This is a genomic window from Pontibacterium granulatum (assembly GCF_029961155.1).
In the GTDB taxonomy this organism is placed as follows: domain Bacteria; phylum Pseudomonadota; class Gammaproteobacteria; order Pseudomonadales; family Balneatricaceae; genus Pontibacterium; species Pontibacterium granulatum.
This window is the reverse complement of the sequence record NZ_JASBRH010000023.1, coordinates 13,327-38,114: the sequence shown is the minus strand read 5'-3', so window position 1 is coordinate 38,114 and position 24,788 is coordinate 13,327. Positions and strand designations below refer to the sequence as shown.

Sequence of the window (24,788 nt, the reverse complement as noted above, 5' to 3'; positions counted from 1 at the left end):
GTTATTTGCCCAACTCCTGCGTGGTAATGCTCAGACGCGTGTACCCCAGCTGTCCAGCAACATCCATCGCAGTGACAACTGCCTGATGCGGAGTTGCAGCATCAGCCGCGATAACCAGCGGCGTATCCCCGGCTGGCTCTTCAACCGCCTCTAGCGCGGCGCGCAACCCCATGTCTGATGAGTCCGCAATTGGTTCGCCATTCAGGTGATACACACCTTCTGCACTGATCTGTATCTCGATGTGCGCGACCGGTTTTTCCTGCGCACCTGCATTGGCACCAGGCAGATCAATTTCCAACTGCGTCTCTTTGGTGAACGTGGTGGAGACCATAAAGAAGATCAACAACAGAAACACCACATCGATGAGCGGTGTCAGGTTGACCGAGACCTCTTCCGGGCAATGACGGCTAAATTTCACGCGTCCGCTCCAGGTTCAGTCCAGCTCACGCTGGCCATGAATTGTTTCGACAAGTTTCACTGCCTGCTGCTCCATCGACACCACCAGGGAATCAATTCGACGCAGGAAGAAGCGATGAAAGATCAGGGCGGGAATCGCCACCGCCAGACCTGCTGCGGTTGTAATCAGGGCCTCGGAAATACCCCCAGCCAGTATATTGGCATTACCGGTACCCTGGATCATAATCTCGTTAAACACCTTGATCATACCGATTACGGTTCCGAGCAAACCCAACAAGGGTGTGATTGCCGCTATGGTTCCCAACGCACTGAGGAAACGCCCAAGGTCGTGTATGACCTCAGAAGCCGCCTCTTCGATACTTTCTTTCATTACATCACGACCGTGACAGGCATTCTTGATACCTGCCACCATGATGCGCCCCAACGGACTGGATGCGCGAATGCGTGCCAATTGCTCAGCTTTCAGCGTGTTATTGCGATACGCCTCCAACACATTCAGCAGCAACCCCTGAGGCGTTACACTGGAGGCCCGCAGCGACCATAAGCGCTCAAGACAGATTGCGACAGCCATTACTGAACAGGCCACAATCGGGATCATTAACCAACCACCAGACTTCACCAGCTCTAACACAACACCCCAGCCTCCAGACACAGGCGATACAGTATGGCGCAATGACCTAAAAACCGGCCACTAAACCCTTATAATTACAGCGGCTTACTCTACCATAGGCCAATGCTCCCTAGTAGCCTGACCAGAAGCGGCGCCGCACACCCCGCCAGCTTTCAATACGACACGTTGCTCCATCTGAGATCAAATGAAGCGCCCCCTCAGATGCCGTTAACCGATGTTCCACTCCCTGCTGCTCCACGCGCTGTACCACTTCCTTTGCGGGATGTCGAAAATGATTGGCGTAGCCCGCGCTGAACAGCACAACCTCCGGCTGCGAAGCCTGCAAAAACTCACTTCCCGTCGCGGTTTTACTACCATGGTGGGAGGCGAGCAACCAGGTAACAGGGGCCAATCCCGGCACCAGAGCGCGCTCCATGTCCTGATCAATGTCTCCCGGCAACAATAGCGAACACACGCCATCGTCAACCCGCAACACACAGGAACTGTTATTGTCCGTACCGCCGCCACTGCCAGCCAAAACGGCAAACTCGGCATCACCCCAGCGCCAAACATCACCAGACTTACAGTTCTGATAGCCGTATTGATCTGCAACTTTTATACTGCCAGTCGTACCGTGCTCAACCCCCATCTGCGCCAACAACGCCGCATGCCCTCCGGTATGATCCAGATCGTCATGACTCAGGATCAGACGATCCAGTTTTTGAATTCTCATCGCATCAAAATAGGGCTCCAGGGTATGACGGTATGCACTATGCCCATTTGGAAAACCCGGTCCGGTGTCATACAGCACATGACGCCCCCCAGCCTTCACCAGTACCGCCGTTCCTTGCCCTACATCAAATACCCAAGCCTCAAAACCAGACTCCCGAACATCTTTTACACCACCCAACAACATCGGCAACCACAGCAGGACCCCCAACCACCTAAGAGGCACACCTCTCGGCTGAATCAGCAGAAAGGAACCAACCAGAGCCAAAAGCAGATACTGCATGGAAAGCGCAGGTGGACGCCAGATATCAACCTGAAACCCCGCCGCGAATTCAATCAGCCACCAGAAACAAGCGATCACGCCCTCGACGATCGGCAACAGTACCGACACACCCAAACCCGCCAGAACCATATCAACCACGGTAACCGTCAATATGATCGCCATCAGCGGAATAGCGATCAAGTTGACCAACGGAGCCACCAAGGAAAAACCACCAAACATCCAGATCAACAACGGTGTCATGCCAATAAATATTCCGCTCTGAACCCGCCAGCCAACCAAATCACGAAGCCGATAGCCCGCAAACCAAAGCAGCACGGCTACCGCACCAAAGGACAACCAGAAACCGGCCTGATGGGTCGCGACAGGAGACGCCGTCAGCACAATGGCCATCGCCAACCACCAACGCGACCAGAGATCGATGTGCCATAATCGCCACTGAGCAAGCAGAAACACCGCCACCATGATAAATGCACGCTGCGTCGGCAGTCCCGCTCCAGCCAGCTGCATATAGCCGAACGCAGCAGCACAGGTGAGCAGCATACCTGCGGGACGCAGGTATCGAGGCGCGACCACATACGAAAGCCCCTTAACCAGTACAAGACACAACCCCACAATAAATCCCAGGTGAAGCCCACTGATCACTGCCAGGTGGATGGTGCCGGTCGCACGCAGCCGTTGCCACTGGGTATCGTCGAACAGGTCCCGAATACCCAGAGTAATCGCGAGCACCAAAGGCGCCTCTGGCCCATAACGCGTTTTGACGACCCCTGCGATACGCTCCCGCAGACAATCGACAAAGCAACCCTCTGCTGATTCAGTGCTGCGCCAGGCCCTTACATAACCCGTCGCATCAATATGTTCCGCGAGCAGCCACAACTCGTAATCGAATCCGTACGGATTGGCATAGCCATGCGGCGCCTTGAGACGTACTGTTAATGCCAGCCGCTGTTCTGGCTTTATTTCGAAGGGCGCGTTAAACCAACTCAAGCGCACTAAACGAGGAAGCCCGGAGCTAAGCTGCGCACCGTTCAACGGCTTAATCTCTTCAACCTGAAGCACAAAGCGCAACTGCCTCCCTTGCTGCTGGGGCAATCCCTTTACGACCCCAGTTAGCTCCCAGTCAGACTTCAGTGAGGACGCCTCCAGTCGATGCCCCAACTGCCAATGACACCAGAGTAAACTCCAGACCACCCCCAACAAGAAGGCAGAAAACATAACCGGGATACGTCGCCTGAATAAAAGCGGCACTATTAAAACAGGAAGAATTACCAGCGAAGGGAGCTGTGGCAGCCAGACTATAGTAGAAATTCCAGCCACATAAGCGATCATCCTTGATCTCATCAGTTGGCTTACCTTTATCGAGAATGCATAATACGAGCGTCTTTGGTCACTACTATAAGTGCGACCCCAATGCCGCGCAAACTCATCAAAAAATACATGCCCGACGAGCGCACGCTTCGTGAGCATAAGCATCTCAGCTGGCTCGGACGCCACCTGCACGACCCGAATCTATGGCATTTGACACGTAGATCGGTTGCCAGGGCATTCGCGGTCGGACTTTTCTGTGCTTTTTTACCGATTCCGGCGCAGATGATCGTTGCTGCCATCATGGCTGTAATATGTCGCAGCAACCTGCCTATATCTGTGGGACTGGTTTGGCTGACCAACCCGTTGACGATGCCACCCATATTTTACTGTACATATCTAGTGGGCGACTTCCTGCTTGGTAGCTCCGGCGGCGACATTGAGTTTGAGCTCTCAATGACCTGGCTGACCGAAAGCCTGTCGCTGATCTGGTGGCCATTGCTGTTTGGCTCGGTAATCTGTGGTGTGGTATTCAGCATCCTGGCCTACTTCAGTATCAACCGTTTCTGGGTCTGGCATGTAAACCGGAGCTGGAAGAGACGTAAAGACAAAAGTCGCAACGTGCAGCCATAAGCAGCGCAAAAACAAAAAAGCTTCCCATCGCAAGATCGGAAGCTTTTTATTGTGCGGTGGAAAATGGGATAGATGCCCTACTAGCGGCTCAGTCCTCAACCGGAATCTCGTGCTGCTGGAACAATCCACCATCGCGCAACTCGTACACCTTACCGGTACGATGCGCCAACGACAGATCGTGGGTCACGATCACAAACGCGATATTAAGACTCTGGTTCAGCTCCTCGATCAGTTGCTGAACATCTTCCGCCGTCTGCCGATCCAGGTTGCCGGTTGGCTCGTCCATCAATACACATGCGGGCTCGCCAATCAAAGAGCGGGCGATCGCAACACGCTGACGCTCACCACCACTCAACTGTGCAGGCTTGTGAGTTAGACGCTTTTCCAGGCCTACGCGCTCCAGTATATTAGCGGCGCGCTCTTTGATATCACGGATACGTTCTCCACGCAGCAGCAGCGGCATAGATACGTTTTCAAGTGCGCTAAATTCCGGCAGAAGATGATGAAACTGGTACACAAAACCCAGTTTCTCATTACGGATACGTGCGCGACTTTTTTCTGACTGCAGATGCAGATCCTTACCACCGACACTGACCCGACCACTGCTTGGCAGATCCAGGCCTCCCAGGATATTGAGCAATGTACTCTTACCAGAACCGGACTGCCCTACAATCGCTGCCCGCTCGCCTGCTTGCAGAGTGAAGCTCAGGTTATCCAACACCTTGAGATCATGCCCCGCTTCCGTATAAACACGGCTTACACCTTCCGCCAACAGAATTGGATCACTCATATCGCAACGCCTCCGCCGGATGTGTCTTGGCTGCTCGGTAGGCAGGATAAATTGTCGCCAGGAAACTGATAATCAATGCAGAACCACAGATGGTAAACACATCGGGCCACTGAAGATCAGAAGGCAGGTAACTGATGAAGTAAACATCGGCGCTCAGGAATTCGATACCAAAGGTACGTTCAACCCATGCCACGAGATCAGACACGGTCAATGCCAGGGAGATTCCCAATGCACCACCCAGCACTGTACCAACAATGCCAATCACCGTCCCCTGAACCATGAAGATACGCATGATACGCCCTTTAGTTGCGCCCAAAGTGCGTAGGATAGCCACATCCGCTTTCTTGTCAGTTACAACCATAACCAGCGTAGATACGATGTTAAATGCCGCAACCAGCACGATCAGGAACAGCAACAGACCGATCATCCGTTTCTCTAACTGGATTGCCTGAAAAAGGTTGCCATGGGTGCGGGTCCAATCACTGGTACGGTAGTAACCGTCCAGCGTATTGGCGATCTGTCGTGCTTTCTGCGGCGCTGCAAACAGATCATCAAACTTAATACGGATACCGTCTATCGCATCACCCATGTAACGCTTAATCTTTGCTGCGTCGCCCATGGAGATATACGCCAGCGATGCATCCAGCTCAGCACCCACCTCAAAGGTTCCGACAACGGTAAATCGTTTCAATCGGGGCACCATCCCGGCCACGCTCACAGAGGCTTCCGGTAAAACCAGCGTCACCTTGTCACCAACGCGCACCCCAAGATAGCGGGCAAGCAGATCACCCAACACAATACCGAATCGCTGGCTATTCAACTTATCCAATGAACCGGACTTGATATGGTTGCCCAAAATCGAGACTTTCCGCTCACTCTCCGGATCGATTCCGTACACCATTACACCGCGCACGACACCGCGGTTGGTCAGCATCCCCTGCGCCTGAATAAAAGGCGCGGCCGCCAAAACCTCGGATGAGTCTTCGACATTATCCTTCACGGCCTGCCAGCCCTCCATAGGACGACCTAATTCAGTGATAGTCGCGTGAGGAACCATGCCCAGAATGCGCTGTTTAAGTTCGCGATCGAAGCCATTCATTACTGAGAGAACAACGATCAATGCGGCAACGCCAAGCATAAGCCCAAGCATCGACGCGAGAGAGATAAAAGAGATGAAATGATTACTACGCTTGGCCGCCGTGTACCGCAGACCAACGTATACTGAGAGTGGCTTAAACATGGCCGGATTAAAGCATAGAAAGGATAATTTCTCTAACAAATTCAGTGAAATATTGGTTATACTCGAGTGATTACAACCCCCAGAGCAATGCTTAAATTAGGGCTATTTGGATGCAGGACCAGGAACGCCGAAAATTTTTCCGTATTGATCACCAAGTATCAATTGAGCTGAAGATGATCAGCGAAGAGGAAATTGCACAAAACCCCACACCGGTTCAGTTTGAAGTTTCTCCCTACTTCCTGCTGTTAAGCCAGTTACAGGATCTTGATGCTGAAGGTGACCACCTGCTGAGGAAGATTGCAGAAAAAGATGCAAATACAGCCGCATTCCTGCAACTAATGCACCGCAAGATAGACACCATCGCAAAAGCAATCGCGGTGAACGGCATTGAACTGGAACAGATCCTGTCTCAGGAGATTAACCTCTCCGAAGGCGGCATGATGTTCGAATACCCGGAAACCTTTGAACCGGGTCAGTACCTGGCGATCAAACTGATCTTCCCTGAAACCTGTGTCGGCCTGCTGCTTTACGCCAAAGTTCGCCGCATCATCCCATGCTCCAACGGCCACTACAAAATAGGCATCCAGTTCGTACGCTTGCCGGAAAATTGCCGCGCTCTACTGGCGCGACAGGTTATGCTGCTACAAAGCCAGCAGCGCCGCCAGGAACGCCTGGTCGACGAAGACAGCCTGCAATAATGAACTCACTGGAACTCTCAATCCTTGAGAGTTTTGATCTGATGCACCACCACTTGCAGCAGTTCGCAAAACGACTGCTGCAGGAACAACCCCGCTGCTGGTTCCCGAACGCTGTTTCCCCTTACACAGAGCTCGCTGCACTTTATTCCGACATCTGGTACCAAGACGGCACCGACGGTCGCGAAACCCGCAGTCGCTGGGGCTTGATAGGCTGTAGCACCGACCTAATCCAGCAAGCCGAACGAATCAACTCACAAAAAAGCCTGTTTAAGAAAGCGATCGGCGATTACAAGAAGCACACGGGGTCGCTCCCCGGGGAGTTACTCCAGAAGCGCTCAAGCGCTGTCGCAGAGAAGCTCAATCGCAGCGGTCTTGCTCGACTGCACCTAAAGCAGTGCTATCGCCAAATCCCCATTCTGGATAAGACACCGTCTCAAGTGGGTTTCAGCTGGTACACAAGCGGGCGAAGCATAAGGAAGCTGACCATCCCTCAGGTGGAAGCGATGCTCCTTAAGCTAGACACCAGCCAAACACATGTTCAGATGCAACTTGCAGCACTCAGCAATCTCAAACCTGGTGAACTGCTGGCACAGCTGCAACCGCAAGTCCCGGTGATGCGCGCAAATATTGCATGGAAGTATAAAACCCATACTGTTCGCAAAGCCCGCAATTGTCCGCTGCCGATTTTGTTTCCACTGGATTCTGACCAACCGTTTCCAGACCACAACGAACCTGATATAAATCCACCCGAGAAGCGACAACGCGTGGAGCGTAGCGACCTACAGATCGACCCTATTCCATTTCTACCCAGCCTTCGTATCCATCGATACAACTGAAACCGGACCAAATCCACATGAAGAACCAAAACCTATTACACCATATTGCTACCGCTATAGGATTCGTCGGTTTGCTCACTTGGCTTTACACCGCCCGCGCACTAGGCGTTCTCGACTGGGGCGTATCGCTGGTACCCGAGGAGCATGCCGGTGCCGGCGTAATGCTCGCCATTATGATTTCGATGGCACCGGCACTGTTCCTGTGGAAATTATGGACCCGCTGGGTTGAACGGAAGCTGGATATCAAGGGCAAATACTACGAAGATGACTTCTATAAAGAAGACCTGAAAAACAACAAGAAGTAATCCGCCCTCAAAAAACAAAAAACCGGATAGCGAAAACCCACTATCCGGTTTTTTTAAGCCAGATTCCCTGAATATTTACAGGTTAGCGATCCGATTCAAACCTGCGATCGCAGCAACACGATATGCTTCTGCCATTGTTGGGTAGTTAAACGTCGTGTTGATAAAGTATTTCAGCGTGTTCGCCTCGCCTTCCTGACACATAATCGCCTGACCGATGTGAACGATCTCGGATGCCTGATCACCGAAGCAGTGGATACCCAAAATCTCCAGTGTTTCGCGATGGAACAAGATCTTCAGCATCCCCACAGGCTGACCGGAGATCTGCGCTCGCGCCGTATCTTTAAAGAAGGCCTGACCTGCTTCGTAAGGCACACACTCCGCTGTCAGCTCTTCCTCAGTTTTACCAATAGAGCTGATCTCAGGAATGGTGTAGATACCGGTTGGCACTTCGTTGATGTAACGGAAGTCATCAGCACTCAGCATATCCGCTGCCGCCGCACGCCCCTGATCCAAAGCCGCTGACGCCAGACTCGGCCAACCAATCACATCACCTACCGCGTACACACCTTCTGCACTGGTACGGTAGTGATCATCGATCTCCAGCTGACCTCGGCTGTTTGCTTGCAGACCAACAGTCTCGAGACCCAGCTTGTCGGTATTACCAGTACGACCATTACACCAAAGGAAGGCATCGGCACGGATCTTCTTGCCGGACTGCAGCGTCATCGTGACACCGTTATTGTCTGCCTCAACCGCCTCATAGTTTTCGTTGTGACGGATCTTCACCGCGTTATTGCGCAAGTGGTAGCTCAGCGCATCGGAAATCTCACCATCCAGGAAAGACAACAGACGATCGCGGTTATCGATCAGGTCAACCTTCACACCAAGACCACTGAAGATAGATGCATACTCACATCCGATAACGCCCGCACCATAGATAATAAGCGTACGCGGAGTGTGGCTAAGCTTAAGAATGGTATCAGAGTTGTAGATACGCGGATGGTTGAAGTCGATATCAGCAGGGCAGTAAGGACGCGAGCCGGTCGCAATAATCACGTTCTTGGAGCGCAGCGTTTCAGTACCTTTGGCAGTACCACTCACCTCAATGGTGTTTTTATCCTGGAAGCGCGCACGCCCGAAGAAAACATCGATACGGTTGCGAGCATAAAAATTGGTACGCAGTACAACCTGATTGGAGATTACCTTCTCTGCACGCTTCAGTACTTTAGGGAAAGAGAACCAGCGCGGCTCACCGATATCACGGAACATCGGGTTGGTATTGAACTCGATAATCTGCTTAACGGAATGACGTAACGCCTTGGATGGGATTGTCCCCTTGTGTGTGCAGTTACCGCCAACAAGGTTCTGTTCCTCAACTACTGCAACCCGACGACCATGCTTTGCAGCATTCATCGCCGCACCTTCACCCGCCGGACCGGAACCGATCACAATGACATCATAGTCATATACAGCCATTACTTTCCCCTTAGATAATCGATGTTATCCTGTTGTTTTAATTAGTACGTCGCCCAATGCCGTTGCGCTCAGCTTACCGCGCCGCAACACGACCAAAATATTAGCCTTTAGATCAACCCAAGCAGTGGAATCCTGAGCCACAACAGCCGCTCAGTCCCCTTTCTCACAGCTGAGGCCGCAGAAAAACTAACGCATTACCACCCTATCTGAGATAACACACTAGTTCGCCAGGTATTTCTTGAACCCTGGCGTCATAATCTCTTCGAAGCCAGTATCGCCCTTGTTGATAAACAACGCATTGATCCTATGCTGCATTGCGTATTTAACACCCCGCTCAGTTCCCATCACCATAAACGCAGTAGCCAGAGCGTCAGCCTCAGCACAGCTGGCAGCAAACACAGTGACTGATGCTAACCGGTGCCTAATGGGCTTACCCGTCGATGGATCAATGGTATGCGAAAAACGGACGCCGTTCTCTTCGAAGTAGTTACGATAATCACCGGATGTCGCTATCGCTACATCCTTTACATTAATAATCTTCTGAACACTGCGTGTGGCCGCATCAGGCGTTTCAATAGCAATACGCCAGTGCTTACCACCCGGCTTAAGACCTTTGGCTCGCAACTCCCCGCCGATCTCCACCAGGTAACGCTCATACCCAAACTCTTCAAGCAGAGAGGCTACGCGATCAACAGCATAGCCCTTAGCGACCGCGGAAAGATCGATGTACAGCTCCGCTACAGATTTCTTTATCTGCTGATCGGTCGCATTAAGTGCAATCTTCTCGAAGCCTACGCGGTTTCGCTCTGCCTCGATCGTATCGTCAGACGGCGCAGTCACCACGCGTCCTTCCGGTCCAAATCCCCACAAGTTCACCAGCGGCCCAACGGTCACATCAAAGGCACCATCAGTTTGCGTACTGAGATCAGTAGACAAGCGCAGCACATCATAAAGCGCAGAAGACAGCGGCTGCCATTCGGTAGAAGAAGATTGATTAAGGCGAGATAGTTCAGACGTTTCTATATATGTGGACATGCTTTGATTGATGTCCTTGAGCACTGCCTCGATTGCGGCATGCACTTTTTGAGTATCTACATCCTTTGATACCCACTTCACTGAGTAACTGGTACCCATGGTCAGGCCCTGGACGGCCCTGATCTCTTCCCTAGTTTGTTGACAACCCGTAATTACAAAAATGGCCAGCAGCAGAGCTGCCGGCCATCTTACGAGCTTCAACTGTATGAACAGTTTACGCATCCCTGATTAGCCACCAAAGTCATCCAGGAAGATGTTTTCGCGCTCTACACCCAGATCCAACAGCATCTGAATCACAGCGGAGTTCATCATTGGTGGTCCACACATGTAGTACTCACAATCTTCCGGCGCTTCATGGTCCTTCAGATAGTTTTCGTACAGCACGTTGTGGATAAAACCTGTCATACCGTCCCAGTTATCTTCCGGAAGCGGATCAGACAGTGCCAGGTGCCACTCGAAGTTGTCATTCTCTGCAGCGAGCATGTCGTACTCGTCGTTGTAGAACGACTCGCGCATAGAACGCGCACCGTACCAGAAAGAGATCTTACGGTTGGAGTTCAGACGCTTCAGCTGGTCGAAGATGTGGGAACGCATAGGCGCCATACCCGCACCACCACCGATGAAGACCATTTCGCTGTCATTTTCGGTAGCGAAGAACTCACCGAACGGACCGTAAACATCGATCTTATCACCTGGTTTCAGGCTGAATACGTAAGAAGACATCTGACCTGGCGGGTGATCCGTACCCGGAGGTGGAGAGGCGATACGGATGTTGAACTTAACAACACCTTTCTCTTCCGGATAGTTCGCCATGGAGTACGCACGGATTACCGGCTCGGTAACCTTGGAAACGTACTGCCAGAGATTAAACTTATCCCAGTCTTCGCGGTACTCTTCGTCGATATCGAAGTCTTTATAGTGTACTTCATGCGCTGGAGCCTCCAGCTGCACGTAGCCACCCGCACGGAAGTCAACGTTTTCACCGTCAGGCAGACGCAGAGTCAGCTCTTTGATGAAGGTCGCTACGTTCGGGTTGGACTCGACAGTACAGGTCCACTTCTTAACACCAAAGATCTCTTCTTCCAGCTCGATCTCCATGTCCTGCTTTACAGCAACCTGACACGACAGACGCCAGCCTTCTTTTGCTTCGCGCATGGTGAAGTGAGACTCTTCGGTTGGCAGCATGGAGCCACCACCATCCATAACCTGACACTTACACTGTGCACAAGTACCACCACCGCCACATGCGGAAGGTACGAAAATGCCAGCACCAGCCAGGGTCTGCAGCAGCTTACCGCCTGCTGCAACTTTGATAGATTTTTCCGGATCGTTGTTGATATTGATCGTAACTTCGCCGGAACTAACCAGTTTTGAACGGGCTGCCAGGATTACCGCGACCAGCGCAAGCACGACCACGGTAAACATAACAACGCCGAGAACGATTTCAGCATTCATAGGCTTATTCCATTCCTCTTCTTATCGTTCCAGCTCTTACAGCTGTACACCGGAGAAAGACATGAAACCCAGAGACATCAGACCAACAGTTACGAAGGTGATACCCAGGCCACGCAGACCTGCCGGTACATCGCTGTACTTCAGCTTTTCACGAATACCCGCCAGTGCAGTGATAGCCAGCGCCCAGCCGACACCCGCACCAACACCATATACAACAGACTCACCGAAGGTGTAGTCACGTTCCACCATGAACAGGGCAGCACCCATAATTGCACAGTTTACGGTGATCAGCGGCAGGAACACGCCCAGTGCGTTGTACAGCGCCGGCACGTACTTATCCAGGAACATTTCCAGAATCTGTACGATCGCTGCGATAACGCCGATGTAGGAGATGTAACCCAGGAAGCTCAGATCGACTTCCGGGTAACCCGCCCACGCCAGAGCGCCTTCTTTAAGAAGCAGGTTGTAGATCAGGTTGTTAACCGGCGTGGTGATCGCCAGCACAACAACCACTGCAATACCCAGGCCCAGAGCCGTTTGTACCTTCTTGGAAATCGCCAGGAAAGTACACATGCCCAAAAAGAAGGCCAGAGCCATGTTTTCAACGAAGATCGCCTTAACAGCAAGACTGATATACTGTTCCATTTACACAGCCTCCTTTTTAGTGTTTTTCGCCAATTCGAATTCCGGCTTTTCAACCTGGGATTTATCCCAAGTACGCAGAATCCAGATAAACGCACCAATCAGGAAGAATGCAGATGGCGGCAGCAACAGCAAACCATTAGCCTGGTACCAACCACCGTTGGTTACCAAAGGCAAAATCTCGATGCCAAACAGGCTACCGGAACCAAATAGTTCACGGAAGAAGCCAACAAACATCAGTACTGCACCGTAACCCAGACCGTTACCGATACCGTCCATAAAGCTGATACCCGGCGGGTTTTGCATCGCGAATGCTTCTGCACGACCCATTACGATACAGTTGGTAATGATCAGACCTACGAACACGGAAAGCTGCTTAGATACGTCATAAGCGTATGCTTTCAGAATCTGGTCTACCACGATTACCAGGGAAGCAATGATCGTCATCTGACAGATGATTCGGATATTGCTCGGAATGTGGTTACGAATAATAGACACAAACAGGTTAGAAAACGCGGTAACAGCTGTTACTGCCAGCGCCATAACCAGTGCCGTATTCAGGTTGGAAGTAACCGCCAGTGCGGAGCAGACACCCAGGATCTGCAACGCAATCGGGTTATTTTTCGCAACCGGAGTTAACAGAACGTCTTTAGCTGCAGACATACCTTACACCTCCCCTGCTTTCAGGTTAGCCAGGAACGTTGCATAACCGTTCTTGCCCATCCAGAACTTAACAAGGTTAGAAACACCATTACTGGTCAGAGTTGCACCCGCCAAACCATCGATCTGATGCTCAGCACCCGGCGCACCCGGGGTTACCGAACCTTTGATCAGACCCAGCGCAGGCTCCGAAGAACCCTCAGCGTAAACCTTTTTACCCGGCCACAGCGCTTTCCATTTAGGGTTATCAACCTCACCACCCAGCCCAGGTGTTTCCGCGTGTGCGTAGAAACCCAGACCAACAACAGTATTCAGGTCACCTTCCAGTGCAAGGAAGCCATACAGAGTAGACCACAGACCGTAACCGTGTACCGGTAGTACCACTTTCTCGATCTGACCATCTTTCTCTACCAGATATACCGGCATGTATTTAGCCTGACGCTTGATAGACGCAGTATCGTCCGCGCGATCCAGCTTTACAGACAGCACAGGGTCTTTAGATGCTTTGTTAGCATCGTAAGTCGCCGCATCTACCGCGTCTGTGTATTTACCGGTTTCCAGATCAACGATCTTGGTTTTGATACGCTCATCAAACAGCTTGATCACGTCCTGACCCGCGTAATCGATGTTCGCAGCCGCCAGAATGTTGCTCTTACGGTCAAGCTCTTTGTTCGCAACCTGAATAGGTTTCAGCAGTACAGCTGCGGCGGATACCACTACGGAGCAGATCACACACAGCAGTACTGTGACGGTAATTGTTTTACCGATAGTGTCTTTATTAGCCGACATTACGTGCCATCCTCCGTTTGATGTTTGCCTGAACAACAAAGTTGTCGATCAGTGGCGCAAACAGGTTCGCGAACAGGATCGCCAGCATCATGCCCTCTGGGAATGCCGGGTTAACCACACGAATCAGTACAACCATCACACCGATCAGGGCACCGAAGTACCACTTACCTTTGTTAGTCATGGATGCGGATACCGGATCGGTAGCCATGAAGAACATACCGAACGCAAATCCACCCAGCACCAAGTGCCAGTAGAACGGCAACGCAAACATCGGATTGGACTCAGAGCCAATGATGTTCAGCAGTGTAGACATCGCAATCATGCCCAGCATGACACCAGCCACGATACGCCATGCAGCGACCTTCGCAATCAACAGCACGGCACCGCCCAACGCAATCGCGAAGGTTGATACCTCACCTACAGAACCCTGAATGGTACCAATGAAAGCATCGAACCAAGTGATGTTCTGGGCCAGGATTGCATCAACACCGCCCATTGCGGCCAGACCCAGCGGCGTAGCACCGGAGAAACCGTCAACAGCAGTCCAGATCGCATCACCGGACATCTGCGCAGGGTATGCGAAGAACAGGAACGCACGACCGGTCAGAGCAGGGTTCAGGAAGTTCTTACCAGTACCACCAAACACCTCTTTACCAACAACCACACCGAAGCTGATGCCCAGTGCAACCTGCCACAGAGGGATAGTAGGAGGCAGAATCAGGGAGAACAGAACAGAGGTTACGAAGAAACCTTCGTTAACTTCGTGACCACGTTTCATCGCAAACAGCACTTCCCAGAAACCACCCACTACAAAGGTAACAATGTAGATTGGCAGCCAGTAAGCAGCACCGTGAATGATGTTGTCCCATAGAGAGTTAGGATCAAAGCTGGTCAGCGCGCCCGCAATACCACCCTGCCAGGTAGACGCTTCGGTCAGACCCAGAGATGCCATTGCAGTGTTTGCCTGCAAACCAACGTTGTACATACCGAAGAAGATCGCCGGGAATGTACACATCCATACCAGAATCATCATACGTTTCAGGTCAACTGCATCACGTACGTGTGCCGCTGCCTTGGTTACGTGACCTGGGGTGTAGAAAATGGTATCGGCTGCTTCGTACAGCGCGTACCAGTTTTCGTATTTGCCGCCTTTGTGGAAATGCGGCTCCATTTTATCAAGAACGTTTCTAAGGCTCATGCGATCAGGCCTCCTTCTCGATGCGGGCCAGGTTATCACGCAGGATAGGACCGTATTCGTATTTACCTGGGCACGCGAAAGTACACAGCGCCAGATCTTCCTCATCGAGTTCCAGACAGCCCAGCTGCATAGCCGTTACGATGTCACCGGTTACCAGTGCACGCAGCAGCTGAGTCGGTAGGATATCCAGAGGCATCAGCTCTTCGAACTGACCCACAGGAACCATCGCACGCTCAGAACCGTTGGTAGTAGTGGTGAAGTCGAACTTCTTGCTACCACGACTCAGGAATGAGGAGAAAACGTTCAGTACGGAGAACTTGTTAGCGCCCGGTACCAGCCAACCCATAAATTCGCGCTCATTACCCTCTTCCAGAACAGAGATCTGGTTTGCGTAACGACCCACGTAAGCGAAAGGACCCGCCGCATTTCGGCCATTCCATACGGAACCGCTGATCACACGGTTATTTTCACCTTTAGTGATACCCACCAGCAGGTCGTCCAAGCTTGCACCAATACGTGCACGCAACAGACCCGCGCGGTACGCCATCGGACCACCCAGCGCCACGACACGATCGGTGTAGATGCGACCGGAAGTGAACAGGTGACCAAACGCGATCACATCCTGGTAACCAATAGTCCAGACAGTTTTGCTCTGGGACACCGGCTCAAGGAAGTGAATGTGAGTACCCGCGTTACCCGCTGGGTGAGGACCGTCGAATTCTTCTACGGTTACGCCATCAGTGGTAGGGATATTTGCGCCCGGCGCTTTACACAGATACACCTTGTTATCTGCCAGCTTACGCAGGACTTTCAAGCCATTTACAAACGCTTCGTTCTGTTCAGCAATGATTACCGCTGGATCTGCCGCCAGTGGATTGGTATCCATCGCGGTTACAAATACAGAATGCGCTGTAGTGTCCGGCTGTGGTACGCGGCTGAACGGACGGGTACGCAGAGCAGTCCACATACCAGACTCAACCAGATTTTCCTTCACCTGCTCAGTCGTCAGGGAATCCAGCTGAGAAGCGTCATATTTCGCGAATTCCACTGCTTCTTCGTTGTCATCCAGCTCGATAACAACAGACTGCAGTACGCGACGCTCACCACGGTTGATTGCTTTTACAACACCTGCACCAGGTGCGGTGTATTTAACACCTTCAGTTTTCTTATCGGTAAAGATCACTTGACCGAGTTTTACTCGATCTCCTACCTTGACGGCCATTGTCGGCTTCATGCCGACGTAATCAAAGCCAATCACGGCGACCGAACGCACTTCCGGAGAACCAGAAATTTTCTGTTCCGGTGCGCCCGTAATCGGTAGATCCAGACCTTGTTTGATCTTGATCATTCGCCTCACCCAATCACGTTAAATTTTTTAGGAACCCCGTTTCACTTTGTACAGTTTCCACCCAGCTGTCCCCGTCTGCGCAAATACTGCTTTTAAGTTGTTATCGAAACGAAGCAAACCCAACCCAAAAATCCGACTAAGTATACCTGAGCGGCATTACCTTTTTCTACAAACCCTGTTTTTTATCCGTAGTCTTTCGTTCATCATTCGTACAAGGTTGATAGATAATTATTTCATACATTTATTCGTTTATAGAATATAAAAACACAAATACAAAAAAGGCCGCCATCAAAGCGACCTTTTAGTTGAAGAAAGAATAACTTACTGAGCCTTAGGGAAAGCCGGCAGTGTGCAGTTAGCCATCTTCTGAACCATACGAATAACCTGACAGCTGTAGCCGAACTCGTTGTCGTACCATACGTACAGCACGCAACGCTTGTCGTTAGCAATGGTAGTCAGTGCATCTACAACACCCGCTGCACGGGAACCAACAAAGTCAGTAGAAACCGCTTCAGGAGAGTTGCTGTAGTCGATCTGCTTCTGCAGAGGACCGTGCAACGCAGCAGTACGCAGAGTATCGTTCAGACCTTCTTTATCTACCTCAGCACCGAGGTTCAGGTTCAGAATAGCCATGGAAACGTTTGGCGTAGGTACACGGATCGCGTTACCCGTCAGCTTACCTTCCATCTCTGGCAGCGCTTTAGATACCGCTTTCGCAGCACCAGTTTCGGTCAGTACCATATTCAGACCCGCAGCGCGGCCACGACGGTCACCTTTGTGATAGTTATCAATCAGGTTCTGGTCATTGGTGTACGCGTGCACAGTCTCTACGTGGCCATTCTCAATACCATAGGTATCGCTCAGCACTTTCAGTACCGGAGTGATCGCGTTCGTAGTACAAGATGCAGCAGACAGAATAGTGTCGTCAGAAGTGATGTCGCCGTCGTTAACACCCATAACGATGTTCTTAACACCCTTACCAGGCGCAGTCAGCACAACACGGGAAACACCTTTCGCACGCGTATGCAGCGCCAGACCGTCAGCGTCACGCCACTTACCGGTATTATCGATTACGATCGCATTGCTGATACCGTAGTCGGTGTAGTCGATAGTATCAGGCGCATCAGCAGTGATCACTTTGATCACGTTACCGTTAGCGATGATTGCCTGATTCTCTTCGTCAACCTGGATAGTACCTTTAAAAGAACCGTGAACAGAGTCACGACGCAACAGACTTGCGCGTTTTTCCAGATCGTTCTTAGCATTGCCTTTACGCACAACAATTGCACGCAGACGCAGCGCCTGACCGCCACCTGTGCGCTCGATCAGCAGACGCGCCAGCAGACGACCGATACGACCGAAACCATACAGCACGATATCCGTACCTTCGCGCCCTTCAGTAGCGACTGCATCAGCCAGCTCTTCCTTCAGGAAGGATTCCAGATCACGGCCATTGCCTTCTTCACGGAATTTAACCGCCAGCTTACCCGCATCGATGTGCGCATTTTTGATACCCAGAGCCTTAACAGTCTCCAGTACCGGGTAGGTGTCATGAACAGTCAGCTCCTGATCTTCAATCTGACGCGCAAAGCGGTGCGCTTTCAGAATATCGATCACGGAACGTTTGATGATCAGACGACCAAAAACAGAGGATTCGATGTTGTTATCGCGGTAAAGGCCACCGATCAGCGGCACCATAGCTTCGGCTTTAGCTTCGCGCTCTTTCCAGTCTGCGAAAACTTTTTCTTGGCTCACAGGCAACTCCAGTTACGTCAACGCTCAAAAATTGGCTGCGCGTATTATCCTCTTTTACGCACCTGCGAGCAAACCCCTAATTAATATACTTTCGAACGAATGGAGCGACGTATTTCGATAGGCAATGCAACGCGTTACACTTATGCCCCCTGAAACACCGTACCACAAGGAGTCTGAGCCGTTGTTGGAACTCACCTTTTCACTGCCTAAAGGCACCGGTGACATTAAGCGCATTGGCCGCGTAGTCGGAGCAGCACGCGGCCTGCTGGTCGCTGAAGCCTGCAAAAAGCACAAAGCACTAACACTCGTCATCACCAACAACAGCGACGAGGCCGAGCGCCTGCAGAATGAGCTCGCCTTTTTTATGGGCTCTGACGAGCTGATTCTCAGCTTTCCCGACTGGGAGACGCTACCGTACGATGTATTCTCCCCACACCAGGACATCATCTCACAGCGCATCGCAACACTGAATCGCCTACCCAGCATGAAACAGGGGGTACTGATCGTACCGGCCAGCACACTGATGCACCGCCTGGCGCCACCCAGTTTTCTGACCGGCAACAGCCTGATTCTGGACGAGGGCCAAACACTTGACCCAATGCGGCTACGCCAACAACTGACCGATGCCGGTTACCGGGCGGTAGATACAGTGTTTGAGCATGGCGAATTTGCCATGCGCGGCTCGATTATCGACATCTACCCCATGGGTAGCGGCACACCGTTTCGTATCGAACTGTTCGATGATGAAGTGGAAACCTTGCGCACCTTCGATGCGGAAACGCAACGCTCGATCGATACCATCAACCAGATCCGCCTGCTACCCGCCAAGGAATTCCCGTTCGACGAAGCCGCCATCAAGAGCTTCAAGCAACGCTGGCGCGAAACCTTTGACGTGGATTACCGCGCCTGCCCGATCTATCAGGACATCAGCAGTGGACTGACACCACCGGGTATCGAGTACTACCAGCCACTGTTTTTCGACGAGACCCAAACCCTCTTCGACTACCTGCCGAAAGATGCGCAGATCATCGTAGACCCGGAGCTGGAGCAAGCAAGCAAACTCTTTTGGGAGGATACCCAGGAGCGTTACGAGCAACGCCGTCACGACATCACCCACCCGCTGCTTAGTCCTGACACCCTGTTCCTGAGCGCAGACCAGCTGTTTGGCGCTCTCAAGAACTACGGCCGCCTGCAGCTCAATGACGAAACACTTGAGGACAAAGCCGGGCGAGAAAATCTGAATTGCATCACCCCGCCAGAACTCCCGGTGGATGCCCAGGCAAGTGCACCACTCAAAGCCCTAGAAGCGTTTTTGCTAGAGCGGGACGGACCGATTCTGTTCTGCGCGGAATCCGCTGGCCGCCGCGAAGCCCTGCTTGAGCTGCTCGGACGCATCAACCTGAAGCCTACGATCCTCGATAGCTGGTCGGCGTTCCTTAACAGCGACAGTGAAATCGGTATCGCCACCTTCCCGCTGGAACGAGGCCTGTCGCTGCCCGGACAGGTTCACCTGATCACCGAAACACAGCTGTTTGGCCGCCAGGTATTTCAGCGCCGCCGCCGTTCACGCGAAAAAGAACAGGCGGATCAGGTTATCAAAAACCTGTCTGAACTGAGCATCGGCGCTCCGGTTGTCCATATCGATCACGGTGTAGGCCGCTACCAGGGACTACAGACCATTGAACTGGAAGGCCAAACCAACGAATTTCTGACGCTGGAGTACCTGAATAACGCCAAACTGTACGTCCCTGTTTCATCGCTTCACCTAATTGGCCGATACACCGGCGCCAGCGACGAGTTCGCACCGCTTCACAAACTGGGTGCGGAGCAATGGAGCAAAGCCAAGCAGAAAGCGGCTGAGAAAGCACGCGACGCCGCTGCCGAACTACTGGACATCTACGCCCGTCGTGCCGCACGCAAAGGCTTCAGTTTCTCTGATCCAGACCAAGAGTACAGCCAGTTTGCTTCCGCCTTCCCGTTTGAAGAAACCCCGGACCAGGCGAACGCCATCGAAGCAGTGATACGCGATATGGCCTCCGGCCAGCCAATGGACCGCCTGGTGTGCGGCGACGTTGGCTTCGGCAAAACAGAAGTCGCAATGCGCGCCGCATTTATTGCCTGCCAGAGCGACAAGCAAGTTGCCATCCTGGTACCAACCACCCTGCTCGCCCAGCAGCACTACCAGAACTTCGCCGACCGCTTTGCAGACTGGCCAGTCAACGTTGAGCTAATCTCACGCTTCCGTACCGGCAAGCAGCAAAGCGCCATTATCGACAAGCTGGAAAGCGGCCAGGCCGATATCATCGTGGGCACCCACAAACTCATCCAGGGCGATATCAAGTTTAAAAACCTCGGCCTGCTGATCATTGACGAGGAACACCGCTTTGGCGTCCAGCAGAAAGAGCGCCTGAAATCCATGCGCTCCGAAGTGGACATTCTCACCCTGACAGCCACACCGATACCACGGACGCTAAACATGGCAATGTCGGGCATTCGCGACCTGTCGATTATCGCCACCCCACCAGCTCGCCGACTGTCGGTAAAAACCTTCGTCAGCCAGAACGACCCGGCAACCGTTAAGGAAGCCATACTGCGTGAACTGCTGCGCGGCGGCCAGGTGTACTACCTCCACAACGAAGTCAAAACCATTGACAAGGTTGCCGCAGAGCTGGGCGAGATGATTCCGGAAGCACGCATCGGCATCGGCCACGGCCAGATGCGTGAACGCGAGCTGGAGCAGGTAATGTCGGACTTCTACCACAAGCGCCACAACGTCCTGGTCTGCACCACAATCATCGAGACCGGCATCGACGTACCCAACGCCAATACCATCATCATTGACCGCGCCGACAAGTTCGGCCTCGCCCAGCTCCACCAATTGCGTGGACGCGTGGGCCGCTCACACCACCAGGCTTACGCATACCTGCTAACGCCACACCCGAAAGCGATCACCACTGACGCCACAAAACGCCTGGAGGCCATTTCCGGTGCAGATGATCTGGGTGCAGGCTTTACCCTGGCCACCCACGACCTTGAGATACGCGGCGCCGGCGAATTACTGGGCGAAGAACAGAGCGGCCAGATGCAAACCGTCGGCTTTACACTGTTTATGGAGATGCTGGAACAGGCCGTAGAATCGATCAAAGCTGGTAAAACACCGAACCTTGACCAACCCCTAAAACACGGCACCGAGATCAACCTGCGTATCCCGGCCCTAATCCCGGAAGACTACCTACCGGACGTACACAACCGACTAATCATGTACAAGCGCATCTCCAGCGCAAGCAGCGATCGCGAACTCAAAGAGCTGCAGGTTGAGATGATTGACCGCTTCGGCCTGATACCAGAAGCCACACAAAATCTGCTTCGACTGACTAAACTGAAGCTATCAGCAGACAATATGGGCATCGAAAAGATTGACGCCCACGAGAAAGGCGGCAGGATCGAATTTGGCTCAGAGCCGAAGGTCGACCCTCTCACCTTGGTAAAAATGGTTCAAAATCAACCACAAAAGTATAAACTTGAGGGCGCAGACCGACTTCGTTTCACCATTGCAAGCGAAAAAGCGGAACAACGTTTTCAAATAATTGAAAAACTGCTGACGGAATTAGCGGTCAAATAATCATGAAAATACTTCAGAGAATAGCCATTGCCTTGTGCTGTGTCGCGATCACACTGACCGCATCCGCAGAAGATACGCCGTGGTACCAAGTCGAGATTCTCGTCTTCGCCAACGAAGACCCAAGCGTATTGGACGATGAGTTCTGGCCGCAGGGCCTGGACGTCACGCCACAACGCAACGCCGTAAAACTTCGCCCACCGATGCACACCGGCCAGTCCGCATTCGACGCATACGAGCTTTTGCCGACGTCCTCCCTGCTCTTTAACGAAGAAAAGAAACGCATCGCGCGTTACCACTCCTACCGTGTGCTTTATCACGCAGGTTGGCTGCAACCGATTGGAGAAAAAAGCAATGCCCGTCCGATCCATATCCGCGCAGGCCAGATGCTCGACAATGGTATGTATGAACTAGAGGGCTACATCACACTGGATCGTGGTCGTTACCTGCATTTCAGACCCGACCTGTACCACAGCCGCAAGCTCAGTCAGACCGAATCCGAGATGCTACGCAGCTTCCTCAACGCCGGCGAAAAACCTGCAACCGAAGGTGCTGTAAATACCCAAGCAGCAGAAATTGCGGCCGAGCAGAGTGTTGCACCACTCTCCCCGATCAGCACAAGCTTTCTGGAAGTACCGGAATTCCTGACCGTAAATATGCGCCAGGGGCGCCGCATGCGCTCTGAAGAGGTACATTACCTCGACCACCCACTCATGGGCATTCTGGTACTGATGCTACCTGTCGACACTGCAGACTCAAGCGTGAAGCGCTAAGCCCCCTATCCAGCAGTAAAAAAGGCACCTCACGGTGCCTTTTTATGCTCTTCAACTTTCCAGCCAATCAGCTAAGCCTTGCGCGCTATCGGCTCAACAGGCATCTCAGCAACATGAACCGTAGTGGTCGGAAAGGCAATCTCCGCGCCTGCCGTTTCCACTATACTGATAACCCGCATCAGCACATCCTGCTTGATACCATGGAACTCGACCCAATCGGTTGTTTTGGTAAAGGTGTAAATAAAGAAATCAAGCGAAGAAGGCCCAAACCGATCCAGATTGACCATCAACGTCTGATTGGTATCGATTGCAGGATGCGCTTCCAACATAGCCCTTACCCTATCCAGGATCTGCTGCACCTTGGCCGAATCATCGTAGCGCACCCCCACATATTCGTAGATACGACGATTAGTCATGCGGGACGGATTCTCTACCGAGATACTGGCAAATGTCGCATTAGGCACATAGAGCGGACGCTTGCTGAACGTCCGAATCCGCGTCTGACGCCAGCCAATATCCTCCACAACACCTTCAATCTCCTTATCCGGCGATCGAATCCAGTCACCCACATTGAACGGCCTATCCAGATAGATCATTAGTCCGCCAAAGAAGTTGGCCAACAGATCTTTGGCAGCAAAACCGACTGCCAAACCGCCAATACCACCAAACGCCAGAATACCGGACACACTGAAACCCAGATTCTGCATAACAATCAGCGCCGCCAATACAAGCACCGATAGACGCACCAAACGCCCGAGCACCCGCACTGTCGTCACATCCATTGCTTTGCGCCCGGCAGCCGGCCGCATCAGGATACGCTCAAGGCGACTGACGAGACGTACTGCAAACCAGCTAATTGTGGCAATCAACGCCAGCTTACGTACTGTACCCACCGATTCCGGCAATATCAGCGAACCGTTACTCACAGCCACCTGCAAGCCGGTGACAACACCCACCACCCAAATCAGCACAACCAAAGGCGGTTTTGCCGCACCAATCAGGACACTGTCCAGCTGCATTGAAGTCGCATCAGCACGTCTCTGTAAAAAATGTAGCAAGAAGCTCCCTACGATGTGTGCAAGCAGCGTCGCCCCAACAACAAAAGCAAGAACAACCATCCACTCGTACTGAGCCTCGACCCAGCCAAAGCCTGAAACCAGATCAAACAACCAGTCAGACATCGCTCACCTCTTGCCACAACTCAGCACAGAGCACTGAACCTCGAGCCAAGCGTTCTTTATCGTGCACAATCGCTTTCCCGCGCATACTTAGCAACGACGGCGATGGCTTAAAACCTTTTGCAACCAGATACTCTACAACCTCAAGCGCACCCTCACGGTTATTGCACGGCAGCAAGACATCACAGCCTGCATTTAGCGCCATCTCGGCCCGCTGCGCGTATCCGCCCGCTGTATGCGCAGCCTTCATCGACAGATCATCACTAAAGATAACGCCTTCAAACGCCAACCGACTGCGTAGCACATCCTGCAACCAGAACGACGAGAAGCCCGCCGGTTGATCCGAGCATGCCGGATACAACACATGCGCCGGCATTACAGCATCCAGACCTGCGTCAACCAGCTTCCGGAACGGCACCAGATCCTGCTCCCAGATCTCACCAAAATCGCGATCATCCACCGCATCACTGCTGTGCGTATCAGCATCCGCCCAACCATGTCCCGGGAAATGCTTACCGGTCGCTGCCATACCCGCTTCATGCATGCCCGCCACAAAAGCGCCAGCCAATGCCACGATCTCATCGGATTTAGGAGCAAATGCACGATCACCGATCACCGTGTTGCGACCGTATTCCAGATCCAGCACCGGCGCAAAACTCAAATCAACACCCAATGATCGCAGCTCTGCAGCCATCAGATAGCCCACTTCGCGGGCAGCATACAGGGCCTTCTCAGCATCACGCTGATACAAACGACCAAGCGCAGCCATCGGCGGCAACCGAGTCACACCGTCGCGCAGACGCTGCACCCGCCCACCTTCCTGATCGACGCTGACAATAAGATCATCACGAACAGCATGAATTGCTGCCGCTAACTGGGCTGTCTGCTCCGCACTTTGAGTATTGCGACCAAACAGAATGACACCCGCCACCTGCGGACGCAGCAACAGCTCTCGATCGGCATCCGACAGCGACGTGCCATCGATATCTACGAATAAGGCTCCAAACCCCATAC

22 protein-coding genes are annotated in these 24,788 nt (G+C 52.5%); 6 read left to right on the top strand and 16 right to left on the bottom strand.

Translation table 11 applies throughout. The features are described from left to right. Position 1 precedes the first annotated feature (1 nt). From QKW35_RS17065 to QKW35_RS17055, 3 genes are all read right to left on the bottom strand, one after another. Positions 2–418, bottom strand: coding sequence for an ExbD/TolR family protein (locus QKW35_RS17065; protein ID WP_282355084.1), 417 nt, complete (start codon positions 416–418; stop codon positions 2–4). A gap of 15 nt (positions 419–433) precedes the next feature. Next, positions 434–1,048 (bottom strand): MotA/TolQ/ExbB proton channel family protein, encoded by a 615-nt coding sequence (locus QKW35_RS17060; RefSeq protein ID WP_282355083.1) that lies wholly within the window; start codon positions 1,046–1,048, stop codon positions 434–436. Positions 1,049–1,157: 109 nt separating this feature from the next. Next, entirely contained in the window at positions 1,158–3,368 is a 2,211-nt protein-coding gene (locus QKW35_RS17055; RefSeq protein WP_282355140.1) for a DNA internalization-related competence protein ComEC/Rec2, read from the bottom strand. An 81-nt stretch (positions 3,369–3,449) separates the two neighbouring features. On the opposite strand from QKW35_RS17055, the gene QKW35_RS17050 reads away from it, so the two are divergent. Next, complete coding sequence (locus QKW35_RS17050) at positions 3,450–3,977, top strand: DUF2062 domain-containing protein (RefSeq protein WP_282355082.1); 528 nt, start codon at positions 3,450–3,452, stop codon at positions 3,975–3,977. 88 nt (positions 3,978–4,065) lie between these two features. Here QKW35_RS17050 and QKW35_RS17045 read toward each other — a convergent pair whose 3' ends face one another. Then, on the bottom strand, positions 4,066–4,767 hold the full coding sequence (locus tag QKW35_RS17045) for an ABC transporter ATP-binding protein (protein WP_282355081.1): 702 nt from the start codon (positions 4,765–4,767) through the stop codon (positions 4,066–4,068). Beyond that, positions 4,760–6,007: a lipoprotein-releasing ABC transporter permease subunit gene (locus QKW35_RS17040; protein WP_282355079.1), complete on the bottom strand. Its 1,248-nt coding sequence runs from the start codon at positions 6,005–6,007 to the stop codon at positions 4,760–4,762. Before QKW35_RS17040 ends, QKW35_RS17045 begins: the two co-directional genes overlap by 8 nt. 110 nt (positions 6,008–6,117) lie before the next feature. Here QKW35_RS17040 and QKW35_RS17035 point away from each other — a divergent pair, with 110 nt between their 5' ends. From QKW35_RS17035 to QKW35_RS17025, 3 genes are all read left to right on the top strand, one after another. Then, the gene (locus QKW35_RS17035; RefSeq protein ID WP_282355078.1) at positions 6,118–6,705 is read left to right on the top strand and encodes a PilZ domain-containing protein; all 588 of its coding nucleotides are present in this window, start codon (positions 6,118–6,120) and stop codon (positions 6,703–6,705) included. After that, positions 6,705–7,541 carry a DNA replication terminus site-binding protein gene (locus QKW35_RS17030; RefSeq protein ID WP_282355076.1) on the top strand — a complete coding sequence of 279 codons (837 nt, stop codon included), beginning with the start codon at positions 6,705–6,707 and terminating at the stop codon, positions 7,539–7,541. The genes QKW35_RS17035 and QKW35_RS17030 overlap by 1 nt, the downstream gene beginning before the upstream one ends. Before the next feature lie 71 nt (positions 7,542–7,612). Further along, positions 7,613–7,846: a hypothetical protein gene (locus QKW35_RS17025; protein WP_282355074.1), complete on the top strand. Its 234-nt coding sequence runs from the start codon at positions 7,613–7,615 to the stop codon at positions 7,844–7,846. Between the two features lie 75 nt (positions 7,847–7,921). Here the strand turns inward: QKW35_RS17025 and sthA are convergent, their stop codons facing one another. The 9 genes from sthA to QKW35_RS16980 all read right to left on the bottom strand — a co-directional run bounded on the left by sthA (position 7,922) and on the right by QKW35_RS16980 (position 18,204). Next, a complete protein-coding gene (gene sthA / locus QKW35_RS17020) occupies positions 7,922–9,322 on the bottom strand; it encodes a Si-specific NAD(P)(+) transhydrogenase (protein WP_282355072.1) in 1,401 nt (466 codons plus the stop codon). A gap of 219 nt (positions 9,323–9,541) precedes the next feature. Next, entirely contained in the window at positions 9,542–10,579 is a 1,038-nt protein-coding gene (locus QKW35_RS17015; RefSeq protein WP_282355071.1) for an FAD:protein FMN transferase, read from the bottom strand. Between the two features lie 6 nt (positions 10,580–10,585). After that, a complete protein-coding gene (gene nqrF / locus QKW35_RS17010; RefSeq protein ID WP_282355069.1) occupies positions 10,586–11,812 on the bottom strand; it encodes an NADH:ubiquinone reductase (Na(+)-transporting) subunit F in 1,227 nt (408 codons plus the stop codon). Positions 11,813–11,848: 36 nt separating this feature from the next. Next, complete coding sequence (nqrE, locus tag QKW35_RS17005; protein ID WP_282355067.1) at positions 11,849–12,457, bottom strand: NADH:ubiquinone reductase (Na(+)-transporting) subunit E; 609 nt, start codon at positions 12,455–12,457, stop codon at positions 11,849–11,851. Continuing rightward, positions 12,458–13,117, bottom strand: coding sequence for an NADH:ubiquinone reductase (Na(+)-transporting) subunit D (locus QKW35_RS17000; RefSeq protein ID WP_282355065.1), 660 nt, complete (start codon positions 13,115–13,117; stop codon positions 12,458–12,460). Between the two features lie 3 nt (positions 13,118–13,120). Next, positions 13,121–13,903, bottom strand: a complete 783-nt coding sequence (locus QKW35_RS16995) for a Na(+)-translocating NADH-quinone reductase subunit C (RefSeq protein ID WP_282355063.1) — start codon at positions 13,901–13,903, stop codon at positions 13,121–13,123. Then, positions 13,893–15,101 carry an NADH:ubiquinone reductase (Na(+)-transporting) subunit B gene (locus tag QKW35_RS16990; RefSeq protein ID WP_282355061.1) on the bottom strand — a complete coding sequence of 403 codons (1,209 nt, stop codon included), beginning with the start codon at positions 15,099–15,101 and terminating at the stop codon, positions 13,893–13,895. The genes QKW35_RS16995 and QKW35_RS16990 overlap by 11 nt, the downstream gene beginning before the upstream one ends. 4 nt (positions 15,102–15,105) lie before the next feature. Then, on the bottom strand, positions 15,106–16,449 hold the full coding sequence (locus QKW35_RS16985) for a Na(+)-translocating NADH-quinone reductase subunit A (RefSeq protein WP_282355059.1): 1,344 nt from the start codon (positions 16,447–16,449) through the stop codon (positions 15,106–15,108). A gap of 321 nt (positions 16,450–16,770) precedes the next feature. Further along, positions 16,771–18,204 (bottom strand): glyceraldehyde-3-phosphate dehydrogenase, encoded by a 1,434-nt coding sequence (locus QKW35_RS16980; RefSeq protein WP_282355057.1) that lies wholly within the window; start codon positions 18,202–18,204, stop codon positions 16,771–16,773. A 124-nt stretch (positions 18,205–18,328) separates the two neighbouring features. Here QKW35_RS16980 and mfd point away from each other — a divergent pair, with 124 nt between their 5' ends. Both mfd and QKW35_RS16970 read left to right on the top strand, forming a co-directional pair. Beyond that, a complete protein-coding gene (gene mfd / locus QKW35_RS16975; RefSeq protein ID WP_282355056.1) occupies positions 18,329–21,826 on the top strand; it encodes a transcription-repair coupling factor in 3,498 nt (1,165 codons plus the stop codon). A 2-nt stretch (positions 21,827–21,828) separates the two neighbouring features. Next, positions 21,829–22,596: a CsiV family protein gene (locus QKW35_RS16970; RefSeq protein ID WP_282355055.1), complete on the top strand. Its 768-nt coding sequence runs from the start codon at positions 21,829–21,831 to the stop codon at positions 22,594–22,596. Positions 22,597–22,667: 71 nt separating this feature from the next. On the opposite strand, the gene QKW35_RS16965 is transcribed toward QKW35_RS16970, so the two are convergent. Together QKW35_RS16965 and nagZ are read right to left on the bottom strand one after the other, a co-directional pair. Beyond that, a complete protein-coding gene (locus QKW35_RS16965) occupies positions 22,668–23,777 on the bottom strand; it encodes a mechanosensitive ion channel family protein (RefSeq protein ID WP_282355054.1) in 1,110 nt (369 codons plus the stop codon). Next, positions 23,770–24,786, bottom strand: coding sequence for a beta-N-acetylhexosaminidase (nagZ, locus tag QKW35_RS16960; protein WP_282355053.1), 1,017 nt, complete (start codon positions 24,784–24,786; stop codon positions 23,770–23,772). The genes QKW35_RS16965 and nagZ overlap by 8 nt, the downstream gene beginning before the upstream one ends. Positions 24,787–24,788: the final 2 nt, after the last annotated feature.